18 protein-coding genes are annotated in these 20772 nt (G+C 65.3%); 7 read left to right on the forward strand and 11 right to left on the reverse strand.

The genetic code is table 11. The features are described from left to right. Positions 1–80 precede the first annotated feature (80 nt). Genes eutC through eat form a run of 3 tightly spaced genes read right to left on the reverse strand, consistent with a single transcriptional unit; the run spans position 81 to position 3678 of the window. Entirely contained in the window at positions 81–881 is an 801-nt protein-coding gene (eutC, locus tag DK842_RS13485; protein WP_114061899.1) for an ethanolamine ammonia-lyase subunit EutC, read from the reverse strand. Continuing rightward, complete coding sequence (locus DK842_RS13490; protein ID WP_114061900.1) at positions 878–2260, reverse strand: ethanolamine ammonia-lyase subunit EutB; 1383 nt, start codon at positions 2258–2260, stop codon at positions 878–880. Before DK842_RS13490 ends, eutC begins: the two co-directional genes overlap by 4 nt. Next, a complete protein-coding gene (gene eat / locus DK842_RS13495) occupies positions 2257–3678 on the reverse strand; it encodes an ethanolamine permease (protein WP_114061901.1) in 1422 nt (473 codons plus the stop codon). The genes DK842_RS13490 and eat overlap by 4 nt, the downstream gene beginning before the upstream one ends. A 195-nt stretch (positions 3679–3873) precedes the next feature. Here eat and aroC point away from each other — a divergent pair, with 195 nt between their 5' ends. Further along, positions 3874–4974, forward strand: coding sequence for a chorismate synthase (gene aroC / locus DK842_RS13500; protein ID WP_114061902.1), 1101 nt, complete (start codon positions 3874–3876; stop codon positions 4972–4974). Between the two features lie 56 nt (positions 4975–5030). Continuing rightward, complete coding sequence (locus tag DK842_RS13505; protein WP_114061903.1) at positions 5031–6455, forward strand: EAL and HDOD domain-containing protein; 1425 nt, start codon at positions 5031–5033, stop codon at positions 6453–6455. Between the two features lie 112 nt (positions 6456–6567). Here the strand turns inward: DK842_RS13505 and DK842_RS13510 are convergent, their stop codons facing one another. Continuing rightward, positions 6568–7587, reverse strand: a complete 1020-nt coding sequence (locus DK842_RS13510; RefSeq protein ID WP_114061904.1) for a response regulator — start codon at positions 7585–7587, stop codon at positions 6568–6570. 2 nt (positions 7588–7589) lie between these two features. Then, on the reverse strand, positions 7590–11729 hold the full coding sequence (locus DK842_RS13515; RefSeq protein ID WP_114061905.1) for a response regulator: 4140 nt from the start codon (positions 11727–11729) through the stop codon (positions 7590–7592). 621 nt (positions 11730–12350) lie between these two features. Here DK842_RS13515 and DK842_RS23690 point away from each other — a divergent pair. The 5 genes from DK842_RS23690 (at position 12351) to DK842_RS13545 (ending at position 15089) form a co-directional block, all read left to right on the forward strand. Then, positions 12351–12962, forward strand: coding sequence for an aminotransferase class III-fold pyridoxal phosphate-dependent enzyme (locus DK842_RS23690; protein ID WP_114061907.1), 612 nt, complete (start codon positions 12351–12353; stop codon positions 12960–12962). Positions 12963–13002: 40 nt separating this feature from the next. Further along, a complete protein-coding gene (locus DK842_RS23925) occupies positions 13003–13155 on the forward strand; it encodes a hypothetical protein (protein ID WP_232538478.1) in 153 nt (50 codons plus the stop codon). A 388-nt stretch (positions 13156–13543) separates the two neighbouring features. After that, entirely contained in the window at positions 13544–14407 is an 864-nt protein-coding gene (locus DK842_RS13535; RefSeq protein WP_145964035.1) for a hypothetical protein, read from the forward strand. Positions 14408–14426: 19 nt separating this feature from the next. After that, entirely contained in the window at positions 14427–14855 is a 429-nt protein-coding gene (locus tag DK842_RS13540; protein ID WP_145964036.1) for a hypothetical protein, read from the forward strand. A 6-nt stretch (positions 14856–14861) separates the two neighbouring features. Further along, entirely contained in the window at positions 14862–15089 is a 228-nt protein-coding gene (locus tag DK842_RS13545; protein ID WP_114061910.1) for a hypothetical protein, read from the forward strand. A 16-nt stretch (positions 15090–15105) separates the two neighbouring features. Here DK842_RS13545 and DK842_RS13550 read toward each other — a convergent pair whose 3' ends face one another. The 6 genes from DK842_RS13550 to DK842_RS13575 all read right to left on the reverse strand — a co-directional run bounded on the left by DK842_RS13550 (position 15106) and on the right by DK842_RS13575 (position 20766). Continuing rightward, entirely contained in the window at positions 15106–16746 is a 1641-nt protein-coding gene (locus tag DK842_RS13550) for a sigma 54-interacting transcriptional regulator (RefSeq protein WP_114061911.1), read from the reverse strand. 91 nt (positions 16747–16837) lie between these two features. Beyond that, positions 16838–17317 (reverse strand): hydrogenase maturation peptidase HycI, encoded by a 480-nt coding sequence (hycI, locus tag DK842_RS13555; RefSeq protein WP_114061912.1) that lies wholly within the window; start codon positions 17315–17317, stop codon positions 16838–16840. Then, positions 17307–17717 carry a formate hydrogenlyase maturation protein HycH gene (gene hycH / locus DK842_RS13560; RefSeq protein WP_114061913.1) on the reverse strand — a complete coding sequence of 137 codons (411 nt, stop codon included), beginning with the start codon at positions 17715–17717 and terminating at the stop codon, positions 17307–17309. The genes hycI and hycH overlap by 11 nt, the downstream gene beginning before the upstream one ends. Then, positions 17714–18514: an NADH-quinone oxidoreductase subunit B family protein gene (locus DK842_RS13565; RefSeq protein ID WP_114061914.1), complete on the reverse strand. Its 801-nt coding sequence runs from the start codon at positions 18512–18514 to the stop codon at positions 17714–17716. The genes hycH and DK842_RS13565 overlap by 4 nt, the downstream gene beginning before the upstream one ends. Continuing rightward, a complete protein-coding gene (locus DK842_RS13570) occupies positions 18511–19050 on the reverse strand; it encodes a formate hydrogenlyase complex iron-sulfur subunit (RefSeq protein ID WP_114061915.1) in 540 nt (179 codons plus the stop codon). Before DK842_RS13570 ends, DK842_RS13565 begins: the two co-directional genes overlap by 4 nt. A 9-nt stretch (positions 19051–19059) precedes the next feature. Further along, complete coding sequence (locus DK842_RS13575) at positions 19060–20766, reverse strand: hydrogenase large subunit (protein ID WP_114061916.1); 1707 nt, start codon at positions 20764–20766, stop codon at positions 19060–19062. Between the last annotated feature and the right edge of the window lie 6 nt (positions 20767–20772).

Consider the following 20772-nt stretch of genomic DNA (forward strand, 5'->3'; position numbering starts at 1 on the left):
GCTTAAAACCTCGGGCCTGCCACCCGGCGGCAGGCTTGAAGGGAGTTGGGGTGCGCCGGATACGTGGTTTGCTTCGTTTGCTAGTTTCTGACCAAGCTGGCCTGCCTCGCCGCCAGCGCCGCCCAGCGCGGATCGGCGGCGCTGCCGTCCTTCAGCGCCACGCCGGTAGGCTGGCGCAGCGCGGCGTCTATCAGCCAGGCCAGCTTGAACGCGGCCAATGGGTAGGGCAGGCCGTTCGGCCGCACATTGGAAATGCAGTTGCGCTCGGCGTCGCTGCGGCCGGCGCGCGGCGCGGCGGTCAGGTACAGGCCCAGGCTGTCCGGCGAGCTCAAGCCGGGTCGCTCGCCTATCAGCATCGCGGTCATCTTGGCCCCCATGATTTCTCCGGCCTCGTCGCCCAGCGCTACCCGCGCCTCGCGCGCGATCAGCAGTGGGCCGACGCTCAGGCCCATCTCCCGCACCCGCGGCAGCAGCTCGCGCAGCAATGGCGCCGCGTGCAGGGCGGGCGCGCGCGAGGACAGGCCGTCGGCGATGAGGATCAGCAGGTCGCAGCCTTTGCCGGTTTCGGCCAGCAGCCGCGCGCGGCTGGCCTCGTCCAGCCTGCGGCCCAGGTCCGGCCGCTGCAGGTATTCGGCGCGGCTGCCGGCGGCGCTGTGGATGTCGATGACGCGGTGGCCGTCGGCCGCCAGCTCTCCGGCCAGCGCGGCGGCGTCCAGCGGCGTGTGCACCGCGTCGCGCGCCTGGGCGTGGGCCAGGGCGAAGCGCAGCGTTTCGCGGCAGGGCAGGCTGTTGCCGGCGCGGCCCAGCGCGATGCGGGCGGCGGTGAGGCGGGACAGCTCGCCCCAGCCGTCTTCGGTGATGGGATTTTGCTTTTCTTTCACGCCACGCCCTCCATCAGCGCCAGCAGGCGCTGGTTTCTATCCTGCGGCAGCAGCTTGCCGCCACGGGTGATTTCCATCGCTTCCAGCCAGTCCTCGAATTCCGGCGCGCGCTTCAGTCCCAGCGCATTGCGAAGATAGAGCGCGTCGTGGAAGGAGGTGCTCTGGTAGCCCAGCATGATGTCGTCGGCGCCGGGCACGCCGATGATGAAATGCGTTCCGGCCACGCCCAGCAAGGTCAGCAGCGCGTCCATGTCGTCCTGATCGGCCTCGGCGTGGTTGGTGTAACAGATGTCGCAGCCCATCGGCAGGCCCAGCAGCTTGCCGCAGAAGTGGTCTTCCAGGCCGGCGCGGAGGATCTGCTTGCCGTTGTACAGGTACTCCGGGCCGATGAAGCCGACCACGGTGTTGACCAGCAAGGGCGAGTAGCGCCGCGCCACCGCGTAGGCGCGCGCCTCGCAAGTTTGCTGGTCCACGCCCCAGTGCGCGTTGGCCGACAGCGCGCTGCCCTGGCCGGTTTCGAAATACATCACGTTGTTGCCCACGGTGCCGCGCTTCAGTTCCCGCGCCGCCTGCTGGGCCTCGTCCAGCACGGCGAGGCTGACGCCGAAGCCGGCGTTGGCCTTCTCGCTGCCGGCGATGGACTGGAACACCAGATCCACCGGCGCCCCCTGGCGGATCAGCTGCAGCGTGCTGGTGACGTGGGTGAGCACGCAGCTTTGCGTGGGGATGGCGTAGCGCTGGCGGACCTCGTCCAGCAAGGTCAGCAGGTTGCGGATGTCGTCCGGGCTGTCGCCGGCCGGGTTGATGCCGATCACCGCGTCGCCGGCGCCGTAGAGCAGACCGTCCAGCGTGGCGGCGGCGATGGCGCGCGCGTCGTCGGCCGGGTGGTTGGGCTGCAGCCTCACGCCCATGCGGCCCGGCAGGCCCTGGGTGTTGCGAAAGGCAGTGACCACGCGGCATTTCTTCGCCGCCTGCACCAAATCCTGATTGCGCATCAGCTTGGACACCGCCGCCGCCATTTCCGGCGTGAGGCCCGGCGCCAGCGCGGCCAGCGTTTCCGCCGTGGCGGCGTCGGACAGCAGCCAGTCGCGCAGGCCGCCCACGGTCAGGTGGGACACGGTAGAGAAGGCGGCCGCATCGTGGCTGTCCAGGATCAGCCGCGTCACCTCGTCTTCCTCGTAGGGAATCAGCGCCTGGTTGAGAAAGACGCTCAACGGCAGATCGGCCAGGCACATCTGCGCCGCCACCCGCTCCTCGGCGCTGGCGGCGGCCAGGCCGGCCAGCTGGTCGCCGGAGCGCAGCGGGCTGGCCCGCGCCATCAGCGTTTTCAAGTCGGCGAAGCGATAGGTCCGCGGGCCTATGGTGATGGCGTGGCTCATGTCTGGCTCCGGATCGTGGGGGAGGGCTGGGCGGCAATCTCAGCCGAACCTTGCAGCTGAGCGTCGACGCCGGCTTCGGCGCGCTGGCGGGCGGTGGCGAGGAAGTACAGGTAGCCGGCGGCCAGCATGGCGGCGAAGATGGCGGCCAGCAGCAAGTTGTAATAAATCATGGCGATCAGGCAGATGACGGAGCAGCTCAGCGCCAGCGCTGGCAGCCAGGGGTAGCCCGGCGCGGCGTAGGGGCGATACAGCGCCGGCTCGCGGCCGCGCAGCCGGAACAGCGCCAGCATGGACACGATGTACATGACGATGGCGCCGAACACCGACAGGGTGACGATGTTGGCGGTCAGCGGCTGGCCGGCGATCTGCACCAGATCGTCGCTGAAAATGGCGGCGATGCCGACCGCGCCGCCGGCCAGGATGGCGCGGTGCGGCGTCTTGAAGCGCGGATGGACGGCGGCCAGCGCGCGCGGCAGGTAGCCGGCCCGCGCCAGGGCGAAGATCTGCCGCGAATAACCCATGATGATGCCGTGGAAGGACGCCACCAGGCCGAACAGGCCCAGCCACACCAGCATGTGCAGCCAGCCGCTGTGCTCGCCCACAATCCGCTTCATCGCCTGCGGCAGCGGGTCGTTGATATTGGCCAGCCGGCTCCAGTCGCCGGCGCCGCCGGCCATGATCATCACGCCGAAAGCCAGCGCCGCCAGGGTGAGGATGCCGGCGATATAGGCGCGCGGAATGGTGCGCGCCGGGTCCTTGGCCTCTTCGGCCGCCATCGCCGCGCCTTCTATCGCCAGGAAGAACCAGATCGCGAACGGCAGGGCGGCGAACATGCCGCCGACCGCGCCCCAATGGAAGGCGTCCTGTCCGGCCCAGCCATGATGCAGGAAGTGATCCCAGCTAAAGCCCGGCGCCACTACGCCCATGAACACCAATAATTCAAATATGGCCAGCAGCGTGACGGCGAGTTCGAACATCGCGGCGATGCCGACCCCGGCGATGTTCAGCGCCATGAACGCCAAATAAGCGCCGCAGGCGGTCCATTTCGGCGCCAGCCAAGGGAACTGCACATTGAGATAAGCGCCGATGGCCAGCGCGATGGCCGGCGGCGCGAACACGAATTCGCACAGGGTGGCGAAACCGGCGAGGAAGCCGCCTAGCGGGCCGAAGGCGCGGCGGGCGTAGGCGAACGGCCCGCCGGCGTGCGGGATGGCGGTGGTCAGCTCGGTGAAGCTGAAGATGAAGGCGGCGTACATCAGCGCCACGAACACGGTGGCGCACAGGAAGCCCAAGGTGCCGGCCTGCGCCCAGCCATAGCTCCAGCCGAAGTATTCGCCGGAAATCACCAGGCCGACGGCGATGCCCCATAATTGCCAGCCTCCGAGCTTGCGCGCGAGGCCTTGCGTCGATGCGTTCATTGCAGACTCCTGTCCGATGGGTGGGCCTTCCGCGCGGGAAGGGCGGCCAGCGCCGCATCGCCTTGCTATGCAAAAAGAATGCCAGCGTCCGGTTTGGGTTTCAATGCTTTTGGCATCTGTCTGGCGTGCGGGCCGGCTGCGCCGCGCGCCATGCTAGAATCGATCAGGATATGAAACGGAGCAGGGGAAAAGCAGATGTCTGGCAATAGCATGGGACGCTTGTTCACGGTAACTTCCTTCGGCGAAAGCCACGGGCCAGGCATAGGCTGCGTGGTGGACGGCTGCCCGCCGGGACTGGCGCTGACCGAGGCCGACATCCAGTTGGAGCTGGACCGGCGCAAGCCCGGCACCAGCCGCCACGTCACCCAGCGCCGCGAGCCGGACACGGTGGAGATCCTGTCCGGCGTCTACGAGGGCAAGACCACCGGCACGCCGATCGCGCTGTTGATCCGCAACACTGACCAGCGCAGCAAGGATTACGGCAATATCGCCGACACTTTCCGTCCCGGCCACGCCGATTACTGCTATTGGCATAAATACGGCACCCGCGATCCGCGCGGCGGCGGCCGCTCGTCGGCGCGCGAGACCGCGGTGCGCGTCGCCGCCGGCGCTATCGCTAAAAAATGGCTGAGCGAGAAATACGGCATCGTCATCCGCGGCCACATGACCCAGATCGGCGAAGTGCAGATGTCGTTCAAGGGCTGGGAGCATGTGGGCGCCAACCCCTTCTTCAGCGCCGATCCGGATATCGTGCCGCGGCTGGAAGAGTATATGGACAGCATCCGCAAGAGCCTGGATTCGATAGGCGCGCGGCTGCGCGTGGTGGCCGACAATGTGCCGGTGGGCTGGGGCGAGCCGGTGTTCGACCGCCTGGACGCCGACATCGCCTACGCGATGATGAGCATCAACGCGGTCAAGGGCGTGGAGATCGGCGCCGGCTTCGGCTGCGTGGCGCAGAGGGGAAGCGAGCACGGCGATGAGCTGACGCCGCAAGGCTTCGCCAGCAACCACGCAGGAGGCGTGTTGGGAGGCATCTCCACCGGCCAGCAGATCGATGTGTCCATCGCCATCAAGCCGACTTCGTCCATCGCCCAGCCGCGCCGCTCCATCAACAAGCAGGGCGAGGCGGTGACCATGGAAACCCATGGCCGCCACGATCCCTGCGTCGGCATCCGCGCCACGCCCATCGCGGAGGCCATGTTGGCGCTGGTGTTGATCGACCATGCGCTGCGCCATCGCGCGCAATGCGGCGATGTGCGGGTGGAAACGCCGAGAATTGCGGGGCGTATCGGCTAGAATTCAGCTATACCGGCCGGGCGGGATCAGGGCCAGTTCAACCTCGGGATGACACCATGCTGAAAAATCTGATAGATGGATTGGCCGGACGTCTGAAAAAGAATACGCACGGAGAGGAGCCGGAGCCGGAGGAGGAAAGGCCGGAGCCGCCGCCAGCCGTCATCACACCGCCGCCGGAGGAAGAGCCGGCGGAGCTGCCTCCCACGCTGGGCTTCGTGTCCCACCAGCCGGTGATGGATCGCCAGCAGCGCGTCGTCGCCTATGATTTTTTCGTCCGCCAGGGCAAGCGCAACATCGAGGCGGGCAAGCAGCAGGAGTTCGACCGGCTGCTGCTGGCCACGCTGCACAATATGGACATCTTCCGCTTGCTGGCTTACCGACGCGCCTTCGTCCATGTCGCGATGACTTCGCTGGAGGACCCCCAACTGCGCGGCATGCCGGCCGGCAGCGTGATCTTCGTGCTGGAGCCGGTGCCGGGCATGGTGGTGGCCGAGCACATGCTGCGCGAGCTGGACGATTTGCAGAAGCTGGGCTTGCGCTTCGCGCTGGAGCCGGCCGCCTACGACCAGACCATGCTGACCCCGGGCCTGCAGGCCGATCTGTTCAGCCGGGTGGATTTCATGGTGCTGGATTTCGCCGGTCCTTCCACTCGGGTGCTGGCGCCGATACTGGACCAATTGCCCAAGCGCTATCCGGGCGCGCGGTGGATGGCGCGCAACGTCGGCACCGCCGAGGATCTGGACGTCTGCCTGCGCGCGCCGGGCAACAACCGCTTCGCGTTGTTCCACGGCCCTTTCGTCACCACCGCGCACGCGCTGGAGGGCGGCAAGGTGGACACCAATCAGACCCGCGTGCTGCAGATCATGCGCCTGCTGCGCACCAGCGCCGATCCCAAGGAGGTGGAGGCGCAGTTCAAGCTGGATTCGGTGTTGCTGTTCAAGCTCTTGCGCTTTATCAATTCGCCGATACACGGCTTGAGCCGCAAGGTGCAGACCATAGAAGAAACCTTGTTGCTGTTGGGGCGCGAGACGCTGTTCAAGTGGCTGTCCATGCTGCTGTTCACTTCGCGCAAGGAGGACGGCACCGCGTTGTCGCTGCTGGAGAAGTCGCTGATCCGGGCCCGCTTCATGGAAAAGCTGGGCGGCTACCGGGGCAACAAGCTGGAGGCCGAGCACTTGTTCCTGACCGGCATGTTTTCTTTGCTGGACGTGCTGCTCAACCAGCCTTTCCCCGATGTGCTTGACCCGCTGGAGCTGCCGCTGACGGTGAGAGAGGCGGTGGTGGAGCAGAAAGGCATCTTCTCGCCCCACCTTGCGTTGGCGCTGGCCTGCGAGCAGGGCGACAGCGCGCAGATCGAGGCGCTGGTGAGGGTGCTGGATTTCGATGTGGACCTGGCCAACCAGTATTATCTGGACTCGGTGGTGTGGGCGCAGGTGGTGCTGCGCGACAGCGAGGTGCACAACAATGTAGAGGCGGTTTAGCGCCGCGCGACTCCATTCCTGCGCAAGCCTTCCGCCCTGGCATGTCAACGGACTCCCGCGGGCATTGGGCGGCGGCGTCGCTTGGAAACCGCCCCGCAGTGGCGGGGCGGGCTCAGAACAGCATCAATTCATCGTGCTCGGCCTGCTCGGCCCGGTCTCCCCAGATGTCCTTGATTTCCAGCAGCTTGGGCAGCGCGGCGTCGAACACTTCTATCAACCTGGGTTCGAAATGGCTGCCGCGCCCGTCGCGCAGCGTGGTCAGCGCTTTTTCCAGCGGCCAGGCATCCTTGTATGGGCGCTTCATCGTCAGCGCGTCGAACACGTCGGCCAAGGAGACGATGCGGGCCGATTCCGGTATCGCGGTTCCGGCCAGGCCGTCCGGGTAGCCGCTGCCGTCCCACTTTTCGTGATGGCGCAGCGCGACCTCTGCCGCCAGCTTGAAGATGGGCGCTTCGCTGCGGATCAAGATGTCGTGGCCTATCCGGGTATGCGTCTTCATCACCTCCCACTCTTCCGGCGTCAACGGGCCCGGCTTGCGCAGAATGGCGTCCGGGATGCCCAGCTTGCCTGTGTCGTGCATGGGCGCGGCCATTTCCAGCAGATGGCAGGACGGCGCGTCCCAGCCGCTGGTGGCGGCCAGCATCGCGGAATAGGCGGCCATGCGCCAGATGTGGACGCCGGTGTCGGTGTCGTTGAAGTGGCCGGCCTGGCCCAGCATGTAGATGGCGTCGCGATGGCTTTTCTCCAATTGGGTGGCCTGCACCAGCGACAAATGGGTGCGCACCCGGGCCAGCACGATGGAGGGCGAGACCGGTTTCACCAAGTAGTCGACCGCGCCGGCTTCGAAGCCTGCCGCCTCGTTGCCGATTTCAGATAACGAGGTGACGAAGATCACGGGCGTGGACGACGATTGCGAATCGCTCTTCAGCCGGCGGCATACTGTGTAGCCGTCCATGTCCGGCATCTGGATGTCCAGCAATACCAGCGCCGGCCTGTGTTTGGCGGTGGCGGACAGCGCTTCCGCGCCGTTTCTGGCAAAGACCAGCGGGTATTGCGGCGCCAGCACCTGGCGCATCGCCGCCAGGTTTTGCGGTTCGTCGTCCACGATCAGAAGGGGGGCTTGCTGTTGCATGGTCACCATTCCTCGGCAAGGCCCAGCGCTTCGGCCAGCGCTTGGGTGGCGGCTTCTCCGCCGCGGAAGTCGAAATTTTCGACCGCGTCGCGCAGCGGCGCGAGCTGGTCGCTGGGCAGAAGCTGCCCCAGTTGGCTGAGCACGGGCTCCACCTCGGCCGGATTGTCCAGGTTGAACGCCTGCATCGCTTGATGCAGCAAAAGGGCGAGGCTGGCCGACGCGGCGGCGGGAGCATCCGCGGCTGCGGGGGAGGGAACGGGAGCGTAGCGGGCGATGGACTCCAGCGCCTGGCACAACGCCACTCTCAACGCGGCTAGTTCTAAAGCGGGATCGCGTCCTGCCGCCAGGCTGGCCTCCAGCCTGGCGGCTCGGGCCGATACTTCCTCCAATGCCAGATTGCCGGCCGCGCCTTTCAGCTTGTGGGTCAGCGCCTGGGCCGCTTCGCTTTCCGCCTGAGCCAGCGCGTCCACGCAGTCGCCGTAATCGCGGGCGAATTTTCGCAAGTATTGCCGGTAGACGTCGGCGTCGCGCCAAATCAACAGCCCTCTGGATAAGGCCAGTCCGGGCAGGTCAGGGTTCAGGGAGGGAGGGCGCCGGACCGGCTCTTCCGCATCGGAGGGCTTTTTCCCGGCCAAGCGTCGCAGCAGGTTGATGGCGGTATCCACGTCAAAGGGTTTGGCGATGTAATCGGTCATGCCGGCTTCTCTGGCGGCATCCTGCTGGGTCTGGAACGCGCCGGCGGTCAATGCCACCACCGGCAAGTGGGAGAGCTCGGGCGCCGCCCGGATAGCGCGCGTCGCTTCGTAACCATCCATCACCGGCATCTGCACATCCATCAGCACGATGTCCACATCGCCGTGGTTTTGGCGCAGCCAGTCAAGCGCCTCGCGGCCGTCGCTGGCGAGCGCCACCACCGCGCCTTCGTCTTCGAAGATGCGCAGAGCGACCTCTCGGTTGATGTCGCTATCGTCAACCACCAGCAATCGCAGGCCGTCCAGGCGGTTGTTCGATTGCGGTTGGACGGCCGCCGCCGCTTGCAGCGGACGAAGCGCCCTGGCCACTGCGTTGTAGAGTCCTGACGGCGTCACCGGCTTGTTCAGCACCTCGTTGATCTCGCCGGCGGCGGGCTCCGCCTTCAGCAGCTCACGGGAGTAGGCGGTGGCCATCAGGATGATGGGCATGCGCTGGCCCCGGCAGAGCCGGCGGATGGCCTGGGCGGCGGCCAGCCCATCCATTTCCGGCATTTTCCAGTCCAGCACCACCACATCCACCGGTCGGCCCGCTTCCTGAGCGGCCCGGACCCGTTCCACCGCCTCGCCGCCGGAGGCCGTTGTAGAGACCTCCCAGCCGAGCTCGCCGGCGGTGATGTCCAATGTCTCGCGGGCGATCGGATTGTCGTCGGCGATCAGCACGCTGAGATTGGCCATTTCCGGCGCGGACAGCCGGATGCCGACCTCCCGAGGAAAACGCAGCGTGAACCAGAACTCGCAGCCTTCGCCGGGCTGGCTGTTCAAGCCGATTTCACCGCCCATCAGCGTCACCAGCCGCCGGCTGATGGCCAGCCCAAGTCCAGAGCCGCCGAAGCGGCGTGTGGTGGAGGCGTCTGCCTGGGTGAAAGGCTGGAACAGTTCCCTTTGCTTGGCTTCCGGTATGCCAATGCCGGTATCCACCACCGCGAAGCGCAGGACCACATGTTGGCTGCTGGTTTCCAGCGGCTGTATGTCTACCTTGACGTGGCCGGTTTCGGTGAACTTGATCGCGTTGCTGGTCAGATTGATCAGCACTTGCTCAAGCCTTAGCGAGTCGCCGCGCAGATGATCGATGTCCGCGGGGGGCGGGGAGATGACCAATTCGATATCGCGGTCGCCGGCATTGGCGCTCATGATAGTGGACAGGTTGTCCAGCACGTCGCCCAGGCAGAACGGCACCTGTTCTATCTCCAGATTGCCGGCCTCGATCTTGGAAAAATCGAGGATGTCATTGATGATGCCCTGCAGCGAGCGGCCGGCGACGCGTATCTTATGCACCAGGTCGAGCGCACTGGCCGGCAGGCCGGCTTTTTCCAGCAGATAGGCCAAGCCCAGCACCGCGTTCATCGGCGTGCGGATTTCGTGGCTCATGTTGGACAGGAAGTCGGCCTTGGCGCGGCTGGCCGCCTCCGCGCTTTCCTTGGCCAAGCGCAGCGCGGCCTCCGCGTCATGCTGGATGGTGATGTCGCGGTTGATGCCAGTCACACGCAGCGGCCGGCCGTCGTTGTCGCGCTCCACCAGCGCGCCGGCCTGGATGTGCCGTATCTGCCCGTCCGGCAACACGATGCGGAATGTCGGCGAGTAGGCGCCGCGTCCCGCCACCGCGTTCCGCAGTTCCCGCTCCACCGCGTCCACGTCCTCCGGGTGCAGGCGCTCGCGCCACTGGCGGTAGTGGAGGCCGTTTTGGCGAAGTTCGTGCGGAAACTGGTAGATATCGAACATTCGCGCGTTAAGCTCTAGCGCGTCGCTGTCCAGCTCCCAGCTCCAGATGCCCAGCTCGGCCACTTCCGCCGCCTTGCTCAATTGATCGCGCGCGCGCATCAGCTCGCGTTGATTGCGTTGCCGCTCGGATATGTCGACGGCGATGGCCAAAAAGCCTTGCAGCTTGCCGTCGTCGCCGCGCAGCGCGGTCATCGCCAGCGTTACCGGCAGCCGCTGTCCATCGTTCCGGGTGAAGGTCCAGTCGAATTGATTGGGCAAGCCATGGCGCGATCGCAGCGTCAACGCCTCGAAGCCTCCCCTGTGCGGCACTTCGTTTTCCCATGCCAGCTTGTCAGCCTGCCGCTCCAACTCGTCGGCGTCCATCCAGTCGGTCAGCCGCTGCTGGCGGACCGCTTCGTCTGCGGCGCAGCCGAGCAGCGATCCGGCTGCGGGATTGAGCAGCGTGATCCAGCCGTCAGGATCGGTGGCGATGATGGCGTAACTGGCGTGGTTGAGTATGGCTTGCTGCAACGAGGCGTAGCGGCGAATTTCTTCGGTGCGTTGTTGAACCTGGATTTCCAGCGAGGCGTTGAGATCGCGTATCCGCTCGTGCATGCGGCTGCGTTGGCGTTGGTAGACAAAAGCCAGCGCAGCCACCAGCAGGCCGCCCAGCAGCATGGACAGCAGGGTGTTGCGGCGCGCCGCGTCTACGGATGCGTCCAGAACGGTTTCAGGCTGCAGTTCCGCAACCATCAGAAAGCGCTGCTCCCGCTCCGGAGGGCGGGACAGCGGGAAGCGGTGGCTGACAGAATAAAAGCGCTTTTCTCCTGACTGCAGGTATTGGAGGGCCTGTTGCGACCGCGGAGACGGCAGAGAGTGGAATTCATCCTGCCATCGCCAGCGTCGGCCCCGTTCGAAGCCGAATGCCTTGTCGGCAGAGGGATGCTTGAGAAAATCGCCTCGCTGGTTGGCGATATAGAGTTTGACGTCATGCTCGCTGCGGTTCACTTGCAAGTAAGACATCATGTGGCTGGCATCCAGGCTCGCAGCCATGACCGCGAACAGCTTGCCATTCGGCGCGTATACCGGCGTGGACAAGCGCAGCACGGGCATGGTGGCACGGGTCGCGCGGGTTTCCGGATCGCGGCTGAGCGTGATGTCGCCGACGTAGATCTGTCCGGCGCGCAATTTTCCGGCTGCGATGAAGTAGTCCTCGCTTTTCTTGTCGCGCAATTGGGCATCGGCCATTTCCACGATGCCTGAGGCGGCCCGCGATACGCGGATCAGTTCGCGCCCGTCGGCGCCGATCAGGCGCAACTCCAGCGCTTCAGGCGTGGCCGAGGCGTAGGCGTGGAAGATGGTCTTCATTCGTCGCTTCCACAGCTCGCTTGAGCTTTGCTCCTGGACATCGATTCCGTGATTGAGGCTGGCTCTGGCGAGGCCCGGTATCGGCGGCGTGCCCACCAGGAATTGCAGATTCTGGCTGTAGCGCTCCAGACTTTGTTCCAGGCTGGACAGGCGCAGCTGGGCCTGGGCTTCCAGCCGGTTTCGCATCGAGTCCAGCGCCCGCTGTTCTTCGTGCGCGCCGGCCAGCCAGGTGCCGAACGAGGCGAGCAGAATCCATAGCGTCATGCCAAGCCAGAACAGCCGGCGGTCGAAGCCGAATAGTGTGCGGGACGGCGATTCTGTCATCCGGAGAGCCCCAGTGAATTAGATCAAGCCGTTGCGAGAAACATTATCCATTTAAGTTAGTTCATGTGGCGTCATTTGGCATGAACGCCATCGAAGCTTGAGTGAGGCTGGACGGAGAGGGGGGCTAGGCTACGTATAAATACTGAATCGCGTTCTGTCGGGTTTGCGGAGGGGGCGCGGTATCGACTTCCCAAGTATTCGCAATGTCATTTGTACGTCACATGGCGATTTATTTATTTTCCTGGCGACGAGGACATGCAAGAGGGCTGTCCTTTATGAGGTTTCAAAGAGTTGGTCGCTTGCGATGGTTTTAAGTTTAATTATCTATTTCAATATTTATTTTGCTCGTTTAACAATAGTGGTCGGTTAGTGATTTTATTTTAATGATAATCATGTTTGGGGGCGGAAAACGATGCCTGCCGCGGTCTTCTGAGAGTGCGAATCGGAGGTGCGTCGCTACTGCCGTGTTTTCCGGCCGTATTTTGCCGAGCGAAGGGTGAAGTATGGATTTTTTCGCTGCGCGGGCTCGCTCAATTACGGCCATAACGATGACGACATGATAGAGGCAGCCATTGCGTATATGCGCGAGGACGGCATCCTCAATGGGCTGGACTTGAATGCGTGCAGGGCGAAGGCGGCTTGAACTGCGCATCGGCAGAATGGCTGCAAGGCGTCGCCGTGCTCGCCCGCAAGCTGGGGTCTTTGCTGATCGTGGACGAGATGCAGACCGGCTGCGGCCGGACAGGGCGCTTTTATCAGTTTCGAGCATGCCTGCATCGAGCCGGCATCTTTGGTCTGTCCAAGTCTTTGGGCGGTGGAGGCTTGCCGTGTTCCCTGAACCTGATCGAGCCCGAAATCGATGCCTGGAATCCCGGCGAGCACAACAGGACTTTCCGTGGCTGCAGCCTTGCCATGGTGATGGCCGTCGCGGCGCTCAGGAAATACTGGGCCGCTCCTCATTTTGTCCATGATGTCGAAGAAAAAGGACAAGCCGTAGCAGAGTGCCTGCAACAGGCGCTTAAGCCGTTTGAAGGGCAAGTGCGCGTAGTCGGCAAAGGACTGATGCTAGGCTTGCGCTACACTGGTCGGGCCATGGATCGCGGCGCCGCAGCAGGCGCTGCACTATCTGCAAGGCGTGCGTCTGGTCAATGTGACCGCGGACGCCCTCTCGGCGCAAAAGGTGAACGGCTGGGAAAGCATCCGTCCCGAATCCACTGGACTGATCAATACTGACGGACCAACCGAGGCGACGGTTTCCTGCACGGCCTCGCGCTTGTCCGGCGAGCAGGAGGCCATCAGCGTAACCATCGGCAAGCCGTTCACCAATGCCGGCATGTCTATGCTGGATGGCAAATTGCAACCGGTGCCGATCGAGGGGCGGGAGGGCTGTACATTGCCGGTGTCCAGGCCGGGCGCGGCTACCTGAACCGGCTCGAGCTGACGGCGGAACGCTTCATTCCCGACCCGTTCCGCGCCGGGCCGTACGCCAGGCTGTACAAGGCCGGCGACCTGGAGCGCTGGCTGGCGGACGGCAGCATCGAATACCTGGGCCGCAACGACCTCCAGGCCAAGATCTGCGGTTTCCGCATCGAGCAGGGGGAGAACGAAGCCAAGCTGGCGGCGCATCCTGGCATCGCCTTCGAGTCAGGCGCAGGGACGCGAGATGGCCGCGCGACTGGCCGGCCGCGGCTAAGGCGCGAGGGCCGACGGGTGGAGGACGAGCCTGTTTGCCAACCGTCTGCTTGGCCGGTTGCCGCCCCATTTCTAACGAATAAAATATGCATTTTAATAGTTGATTGCGGTTTGGAGGCTAGGTGATAGGCAAACATGCTGCGCGGCTCACCCTCGGCGCTTTGCTGGCGGTGGGAGGGGGGGCGACTGCGCTTGCCTCGGGGGACGGCGGGGAGCAGGACTCGGCGCGGGCCTATTCCGTGCTGAGCAAGGGCGTTGAGGTGTTCCACGCGAACGCCAAACTGGCGCCGGAAGGCGTATTCCGTTACCGGCTCTATCTCGGTGATCGCTCCCGCGCCGTGGAGCCGACGCTTAGATTGTCCGGCGGCCGAAACGTCGCTGACGTGAAACTTGGCAGGGGATTGACGTTTTCGCTTCCGGAGGTCGCGGACAAGTCGGATTCCTCTCTGAAGCTGATCGCGACGCCGGCAGGCGATGGCTTCAACTGGCGGGCGGAGGTGAAGAGCCCGGGGGGGGCGCTTGGAGCCAGAAGGCTGGGCGACTTGCGCCTGGAGTGCCTGGTGGATGCCCAGAGCAATCTGAACAACCTGCAGGACGGCAAAGTGGAATGCGTTCCCGCGGCCGCCAAGGAGGCATCCTGCCTGGACGATATGCGCAATTGCGCCAAGTATGCGCCCGCGGCGGTGGGCACCGCGCTATGGGACATGCTGAAGGGCGCGTCGCAGTTGAAAGTGGATCGCGATCCGTACGAGGCGCGGCAGTACAGCTATCTGTTCATTTCGGATCGGCCTTTGTTCTCCATTTCATTGCAGCAAGGCGGGAGAGCGCTCGTATTGCCGACTGAGTGGCTTTATGGCTTGCCGCAGCAGCGAAGCCCTTTCTTCCATTGGCCGTATCCCAAGCAATACCTGTATTCGCTTCCTCTGAGCGACGCGTCGTGGTCCAACGATGCGCTGGTGGTTTTCGAATACATGGATCCGGTATGAGCGGCGGAAGGGGATGATCATGGAAAGAGGAGCGGGAGTGCGCCGGGCCTCGCGCCTGGGGTGCGTCGCGGCGCTGGCCGCATGGTTGGCCGCTTGCGCCAGCATCGGCAACGCCAAGCTGGAAGATGTGGATGAACCGTATGTCAAGCAAGCGCTGTCCCTAGGCGAGGGAAGCAAGCAAGGCATGGCGGGCCGGCTGGGCCAGCCGCAGCAAAAGATAGGCTTCGATGACGGCAGCGAAATCTGGGTGTACAGCTACAGGCAATACAAGCCCAAACTGCAGAATTTTACCAATGTGGGCGTTTTGTTCCGCGGACAAAGCAATTTCAGCAAGGAGTTGGTGCTGTTGTTCGACAAGGCGGGGAAAGTGCGTCAGTGGAAGCTGTCGGCGAGCGAAGAGAGTCTCGGGACCGGACTGGCCACACAGCCCCTGCCGGCGGAAAACTAGGCAGGTTTGAGCCAATGCGGACCGCATGGCTGGCTGATCTGGCGCTGGCCGGTTTTGTCGAAAGGCGGCGCTTGGCTGGGAGAGGGCAAAGGACGCGGCGTCGCCTTGTTGTTCGTCTTGTGCGGCGTCGGCAGCATCGCGATATCGGCTTTCGCCTTGCTGGGCACGAAACTGGCGCAGTTGGATGAATCCGTCGAAGACGCGTCCGGGCGGATGAACGAGTCCGCGGTCTGAGCGGCGGCAGCGGCGGTTAGCCGCAGGCGTCTGGCGCCGCCTGGCGGCCGGCGATGCCGAGGCGTTGCATCCTAGACAGCAGCGTGGTGCGCTTCAGCCCCAGCTTGGCCGCGGCCCCGCGCGGGCCGGCAACGATGCCGTTGCACTCCTTCAGCACGCGCAAGATGCGCTCTTTTTCCGGCTCGCTGGCGTCGAACAAGGGCGTTTCCCGCCGCGCCGGCGCGGCGGGGGGCGGACAGGGCGGGGCCTGGCGGCAGGCAAGATCCGTCTGCGGCAGTTTGAGCACCGGCCCGCGGGTGAGGATGACCGCGCGCTCGATCACGTTTTGCAGCTCGCGCACATTGCCGGGCCAATCGTGGCCTTGCAGCCGCTGCAGCGTGTCAGCCGGGATGCTTTCGATGCCGCGGCTCATCCGGCGCGAAAACTTTTGGGTGAAGAACTGCGCCAGCAGCGGAATGTCGTCCGGGCGCTCCCTAAGCGGCGGCAGGATGACGGGGAAGACGTTGAGGCGGTAGTAGAGGTCGCTGCGGTAGCGCTTGTCGGCGATCATGCCCATCAGGTCGCAGCTGGTGGCCGAGATCACGCGCACGTCCACCGGGATGATCTTTTGCCCGCCCAGCCGCTCCACCTCGCGTTCCTGCAGCACGCGCAGCAGCTTGGGCTGCAGCTCCAGCGGAATGTCGCCCACTTCGTCCAGGAACAGCGTGCCCTGGTCGGCCAGCTCGAAACGGCCCATGCGCTGGGCGGCGGCGCCGGTGAAGGCGCCTTTTTCGTGGCCGAACAGCTCGCTTTCCAGCAGGCCGGCGGGAATGGCGGCGCAGTTCATATTGACCATGCGCTTGCCGGCGCGCGGGCTGTGGGCGTGGATGGCGCGGGCGATCAGCTCTTTGCCGGTGCCGGTTTCGCCCAGAATCAGCACCGAGCAATCGCTGGCGGCGACGATCTCCACTTGCTCCAGCACGGCCGACATGGCCGCGCTCTGGCCGATGATTTCATCGAAATTCTGGTAATGCTGGATCTCGCTGGTCAGCTGCAGGTTTTCGGTCGCCAGCTGATCCTTGAGGCGGGAAATTTCCTGGTAGGACTGGGCGTTGGCCAGGCCCAGCGTCAGCCGCGCCGCCACCTGTTGCAAGAGCGGCAGCACGGCGCGGAAATAGCCGCTGTCGCCGGGGTAGGCCAGCAGCAGCGCGCCCACGGTGCCGGTGGCGCCGCACAGCGGCAGCACGCACAGCGAGCGGCAGCCGGCGCGCATCACTTCGGCGAAGCGCGGGTGGACGGCGGCCATCTGCTCCAGCGTCGGCTCGCTGGCCAGCAGCAGCTGATGGCCCAGCATCGCCTCGCGCGCGGGCAGCCGGTCGCGCGGATAGCTGCGGTGCTGGCAGCGGCCGCGGCCCTCGCGCTCGAGGAAGATGTCGTGCACCTGAAGCTCGCTGTCGTCATCGGCGCGCAGGTTGAGTCCGACGAAGCTGACGCCGAAGGCCAGCTGCAAAGCCTGCGCCGCTTTTTCCGCCAGTTCTTCCAACTGCAGCGTGGACAGCACCGCGTTGGTGACGTCCACCAGGATTTGCAGCTGGTCGCGGTCGGCGCGCAGCGCGGCGACCGGGTCGGCGGGCGGCGGCGCGTCCTGGCCGCAAGTATGGGGCGCGAGTATCGGCATGGTCGGCTTGATGGCGGGCGGATGTGCGGAATCAATTTTACCGGCCGTCCGGCGCTGCCGATAGCATGCAGGCCGCCTAATCGCCGCGCGTTTAATCTGCGTCAGACAGCCAGGGCAGGCTGTCTAGCGTCGGATCGTCCCGCAGCGCGGCGTAGAGCCGGTCCACCGCTTGGCGCACCCTATCGCTCATCGGACAGTAAAACGCCACCAGATCGGGCTGGATGCCGATGAACTCCACTTGCGGCACCGTTTCGGCCAGCCTTTCCATCAAAAAGCTCAGGGGCAGGTCGTGGGTGCTCATGATGAACATCTCGGCCAGCGCCTCCGGCGGCACGCGGCGGATTTCGCCGGGGGGCAAGCCCATGTCGGCGGCGTCCACCAGCACCACGCGGCGCGGCGCGCGCGCGGCGATGCGGTGGGCGGCGTTTTCCGGCGCGCTGCCGCCGTCCTCCACGTCCCAGCCGGCAATCGGGTTCTGTTTCATCCGGTCGGCCAGCAGCGGGCCGGCGCCGTCGTCGCCCATCATGCTGTTGCCCACGGCCAGGATCAGATCGCGCGCGTCAGTCTTCATGTCGTTTCACCATCAGGTAAAGCGCCGGCTCGGCGTCCATCGCCGCCAGCTCGCGCATCAGCGCGTCGCTCCAGCCGCGCTGCCGCTCGCTCATCGCATCGCGGCCGCGGCTGAGCGCCAGGGCCAGCAGCGCGGCATGGCTGGCGTCTATCATGATTTCGCCGAAGCGCAAGACGCCGGCCAGCTTGCGCCGCGCCTCGCCCTCGGGCAGCGCGGCCAGCCATTCGGCGTAGCCTTCTTCCGGGCAGCTGATCCTCGGTTGCAGGCAGTCGATCACGCCGATGTGGTGGCCCAGCGCCAGCGTCTGGTAGATCACTTGGCGCGCGTTGTCGTCGGCGGGCATGTCTTCTTCGCGCTGCAGGAATTTGCGGCCCAGCGCGTGAAACACGATGCGGCTCATCGCGCGCCTCCTTCCATGCTGATGTCCCATAAACGGGTGAAGATTTCGTTCTCGCGCGGGTCGGCGGTCGCCGAGAGATGGCGTTTGACGCGTTCGTCCAGCGTCAGGCCGTCGGCCCGGCCGGCCAGATCCATGAACTGGTCGGCCAGGAGGCGGCCGCTGCGGTAGCCGGCCAGCCGCCGCGCCTCGCGTTCGATGCGCACCCGCGCGTCCAGCGGGATGGACGGGTGCGGCAACAAGGCGCGGTCGCATTCGCTTTCTTCCTGATGCGTGGCGCGCAGTTTTTGCTCCAGCAGGCCCAGCGCCATGGCGAAGCCGTAAATCGTGGCGGCCGGCGTGGGCGGGCAGCCGGGAATGTAAACGTCCACCGGCACGATCTTGTCGCTGCCGCCCCATACGCAGTACAGGTCGTGGAAGATGCCGCCGCTGCAGCCGCAGGCGCCGTAGGAGACGGAAATCTTGGGATCCGGCGCGGCCTGCCAGGCGCGCAGCGCCGGCATGCGCATGGCGCGGGTGACGGCGCCGGTGAACAGCAGGATATCGGCGTGGCGCGGCGAGGCCACTACCTTGATGCCGAAGCGCTCGGCGTCGAACACCGGGGTGATGGCGGCGAAGATCTCGATCTCGCAGCCGTTGCAGCCGCCGCAGTCCACGCGGTAGACGTAGGCGGAGCGCTGGATGTCTTTCAGCAGCTTCTGTTTCAGCTGGACGATGCCCTCGCTCTCGGTCAGCGGCTTGGGCATGCCGTATTCGTCGCGCGGGACGATCAGGCCGGCGTCGGCTTGGATGGGAATCATGCTCGCTCCTCCTCGCGGCGGCTAAGCGGCAGCGCGTCGCGTTCTATGGTTCGCTTGCGCTTGCATTCGGGACAGGTGGCGTACAGGCCGCGCAGGGTGTCGTCCAGGGCGAGGCCGCTCTGGCGCAGCAGATCCATCGCGTGGTGGACTTCCTTGCGCGGCGCGAAGGGTCTGCCGCAGCAGGCGCAGTTTTCCAGCCGGAAGCTGGCGCGCTGGATCAAGTCCGCCTTGCTGGCCACCGCCAGCTCGAATTCCTGGGTCAGCTGGATGGCGCGGGTGGGGCAGACTTCCTCGCAGCGGCCGCAAAACACGCAGCGGCCCAGGTTAAGCGCCCATTCGCGCCGCCCGGCGCGGCTGTCGGTTTGCATGGTCAGCGCGCCGGCAGGGCACGCCTGGGTACAGGCGGCGCAGGCGATGCACTGGCGGGCGTTCAGCTCCGGCTTGCCGCGAAAGCCGGGGCTGACCGGAAACGGCGCGAACGGGTATTTCGTGGTCGGCTCGCCCGCCTTGGCTATGATCTTGAATAGCTTGAACATGGCGTTTTCCTATTTCAGCGGCGAATCTTTGCGCTCGCGGCCATAGCGCTCGATTTCCTGGTAGGGCACGGTGGTGGACTTTTTCTTTTTCACGTCCACCAGCGTCACGCGGTCGGTGCAGGAGTAGCAGGGGTCGATGCTGGCCACGATCAGCGGCGCGTCGGATACGGTGTTGCCGCGCAGCATGTAGCGCAGCGGCGGCCAGTTGGCGTAAGTGGGCGCGCGGCAGCGCCAGCGGTAGAGCTTCTGGTTGTCGCCGGTCATCGCCCAGTGGATGTCCTCGCCGCGCGGCGCTTCGGAGAAGCCCAGCGCGAATTTGTGCGGCTGATAGGCGAAGCCCTCCAGCAGCACCGGCCCGGCCGGCAGGTTTTCCAGCGCGTGCTGGATGATGTCCAGCGAGTTGAAGAATTCGCGGGCGCGGATCAATACCCGGCCCAGCACGTCGCAGCTGTCTTCGCTGTGCAGCTCGAAGGGCAGGCTGACATAGGCGCCGTAGGGGTGGTCGGCGCGGATGTCGCGGCGGTAGCCGCTGGCGCGCAGCAGCGGGCCTACCGGGCTGAAATCGCGCGCCACCTTGCGGTCCAGCACGCCCACGCCGCTGGTGCGCTGGCGCAGATTGGGCGTGGACAGCAGCATGTCGACCAGCCGCGTGGTTTCCTCGCGCAGTTCGATCACCAGCTTCAGCGTGCGTTGGCGTTCTTCTTTCAGGATGTCGCGGCGCACGCCGCCTATCAGGTTCATGCCGTAGGTCTTGCGCGCGCCGGTGAGCAGCTCCGCCATGGTCATGGCTTTTTCGCGGACGCGGAAAAATTGCATGAAGCCGGTGTCGAAGCCGACGAAGTGGCTGGCCAGCCCCAGGTTGAGCAAGTGGCTGTGTAGCCGCTCCACCTCCAGGAACACGCTGCGTATCATTTGCGCGCGCGGCGGCACGGCCAGGCCCAGCGCGTTTTCCACCGCGCTGGCGTAGGCCACGCTGTGGGTGAAGCCGCAGATGCCGCAGACGCGGTCGGACAGGAAGGTGACTTCGTCGTAGCCCATCCGCGTTTCGGCCAGCTTTTCCATGCCGCGGTGGACGTAGAACATGCGGTAGTCGGCGTCGACGATGGTTTCGCCGTCCACGAACAATCTGAAGTGGCCGGGCTCGTCCGAGGTGATGTGCAGCGGGCCCAGCGGCACGTCGCGGGTGACGCCGGCGGCGTCGTTGACGAAGGCGTAGGTTTCGGTGTCGGTGGTGGGGACGGGGCGCTGGTTGTAGGCCATCGCGTCCTTGCGCAAGGGGTAGAGATCGTCCGGCCAATCGTCCGGCAGCACCAGCCGCCGCTCGTCCGGGATGCCGACCGGCGTCAGGCCGTACATGTCGCGCACTTCGCGCTCGCCCCACACCGCCGCCGGCACGCGCGGCGTGACCGAAGGAAATTCCGGCCGCTCCGGGTCTATCAGCGCGCGCACCACCAGCCAGCACTTGACCGGCCCTTCCATCGACAGCACGTAGTAGACGGCGAAGTGGCCGTTCAGCGGGCGCTCGTCGTTGCCGAACAGCACCGACAGCCAGCCCTCGTTCTGGTAATACAGCCACGCCACCGCCTCGGGCAGGCTGTCCAGCTTGACGGTGACCGTCAGTTGGTCGGCGGTTTGCCATTCCGCTTCCAGCACTGCGTGCGGGAAGCGTTGCTTCAGGCCATCCAGGTAGTTTTGGCCCAGTTTGTCGTCGTTCATGTTTTT

The sequence above is a fragment of the Chromobacterium phragmitis genome, from assembly GCF_003325475.1.
Lineage (GTDB): Bacteria > Pseudomonadota > Gammaproteobacteria > Burkholderiales > Chromobacteriaceae > Chromobacterium > Chromobacterium phragmitis.

Excerpts from the sequence above, each read along its gene's own strand:
- DK842_RS13490 (WP_114061900.1), bottom strand. The coding sequence starts at position 2,260 with ATGAGCCACGCCATCACCATAGGCCCGCGGACCTATCGCTTCGCCGAC.
- eat (WP_114061901.1), bottom strand. The coding sequence starts at position 3,678 with ATGAACGCATCGACGCAAGGCCTCGCGCGCAAGCTCGGAGGCTGGCAA.
- aroC (WP_114061902.1), top strand. The coding sequence starts at position 3,874 with ATGTCTGGCAATAGCATGGGACGCTTGTTCACGGTAACTTCCTTCGGC.
- DK842_RS13505 (WP_114061903.1), top strand. The coding sequence starts at position 5,031 with ATGCTGAAAAATCTGATAGATGGATTGGCCGGACGTCTGAAAAAGAAT.
- DK842_RS13510 (WP_114061904.1), bottom strand. The coding sequence starts at position 7,587 with ATGCAACAGCAAGCCCCCCTTCTGATCGTGGACGACGAACCGCAAAAC.
- DK842_RS13515 (WP_114061905.1), bottom strand. The coding sequence starts at position 11,729 with ATGACAGAATCGCCGTCCCGCACACTATTCGGCTTCGACCGCCGGCTG.
- DK842_RS13540 (WP_145964036.1), top strand. The coding sequence starts at position 14,427 with ATGGAAAGAGGAGCGGGAGTGCGCCGGGCCTCGCGCCTGGGGTGCGTC.
- DK842_RS13550 (WP_114061911.1), bottom strand. The coding sequence starts at position 16,746 with ATGCCGATACTCGCGCCCCATACTTGCGGCCAGGACGCGCCGCCGCCC.
- hycI (WP_114061912.1), bottom strand. The coding sequence starts at position 17,317 with ATGAAGACTGACGCGCGCGATCTGATCCTGGCCGTGGGCAACAGCATG.
- hycH (WP_114061913.1), bottom strand. The coding sequence starts at position 17,717 with ATGAGCCGCATCGTGTTTCACGCGCTGGGCCGCAAATTCCTGCAGCGC.
- DK842_RS13565 (WP_114061914.1), bottom strand. The coding sequence starts at position 18,514 with ATGATTCCCATCCAAGCCGACGCCGGCCTGATCGTCCCGCGCGACGAA.
- DK842_RS13570 (WP_114061915.1), bottom strand. The coding sequence starts at position 19,050 with ATGTTCAAGCTATTCAAGATCATAGCCAAGGCGGGCGAGCCGACCACG.
- DK842_RS13575 (WP_114061916.1), bottom strand. The coding sequence starts at position 20,766 with ATGAACGACGACAAACTGGGCCAAAACTACCTGGATGGCCTGAAGCAA.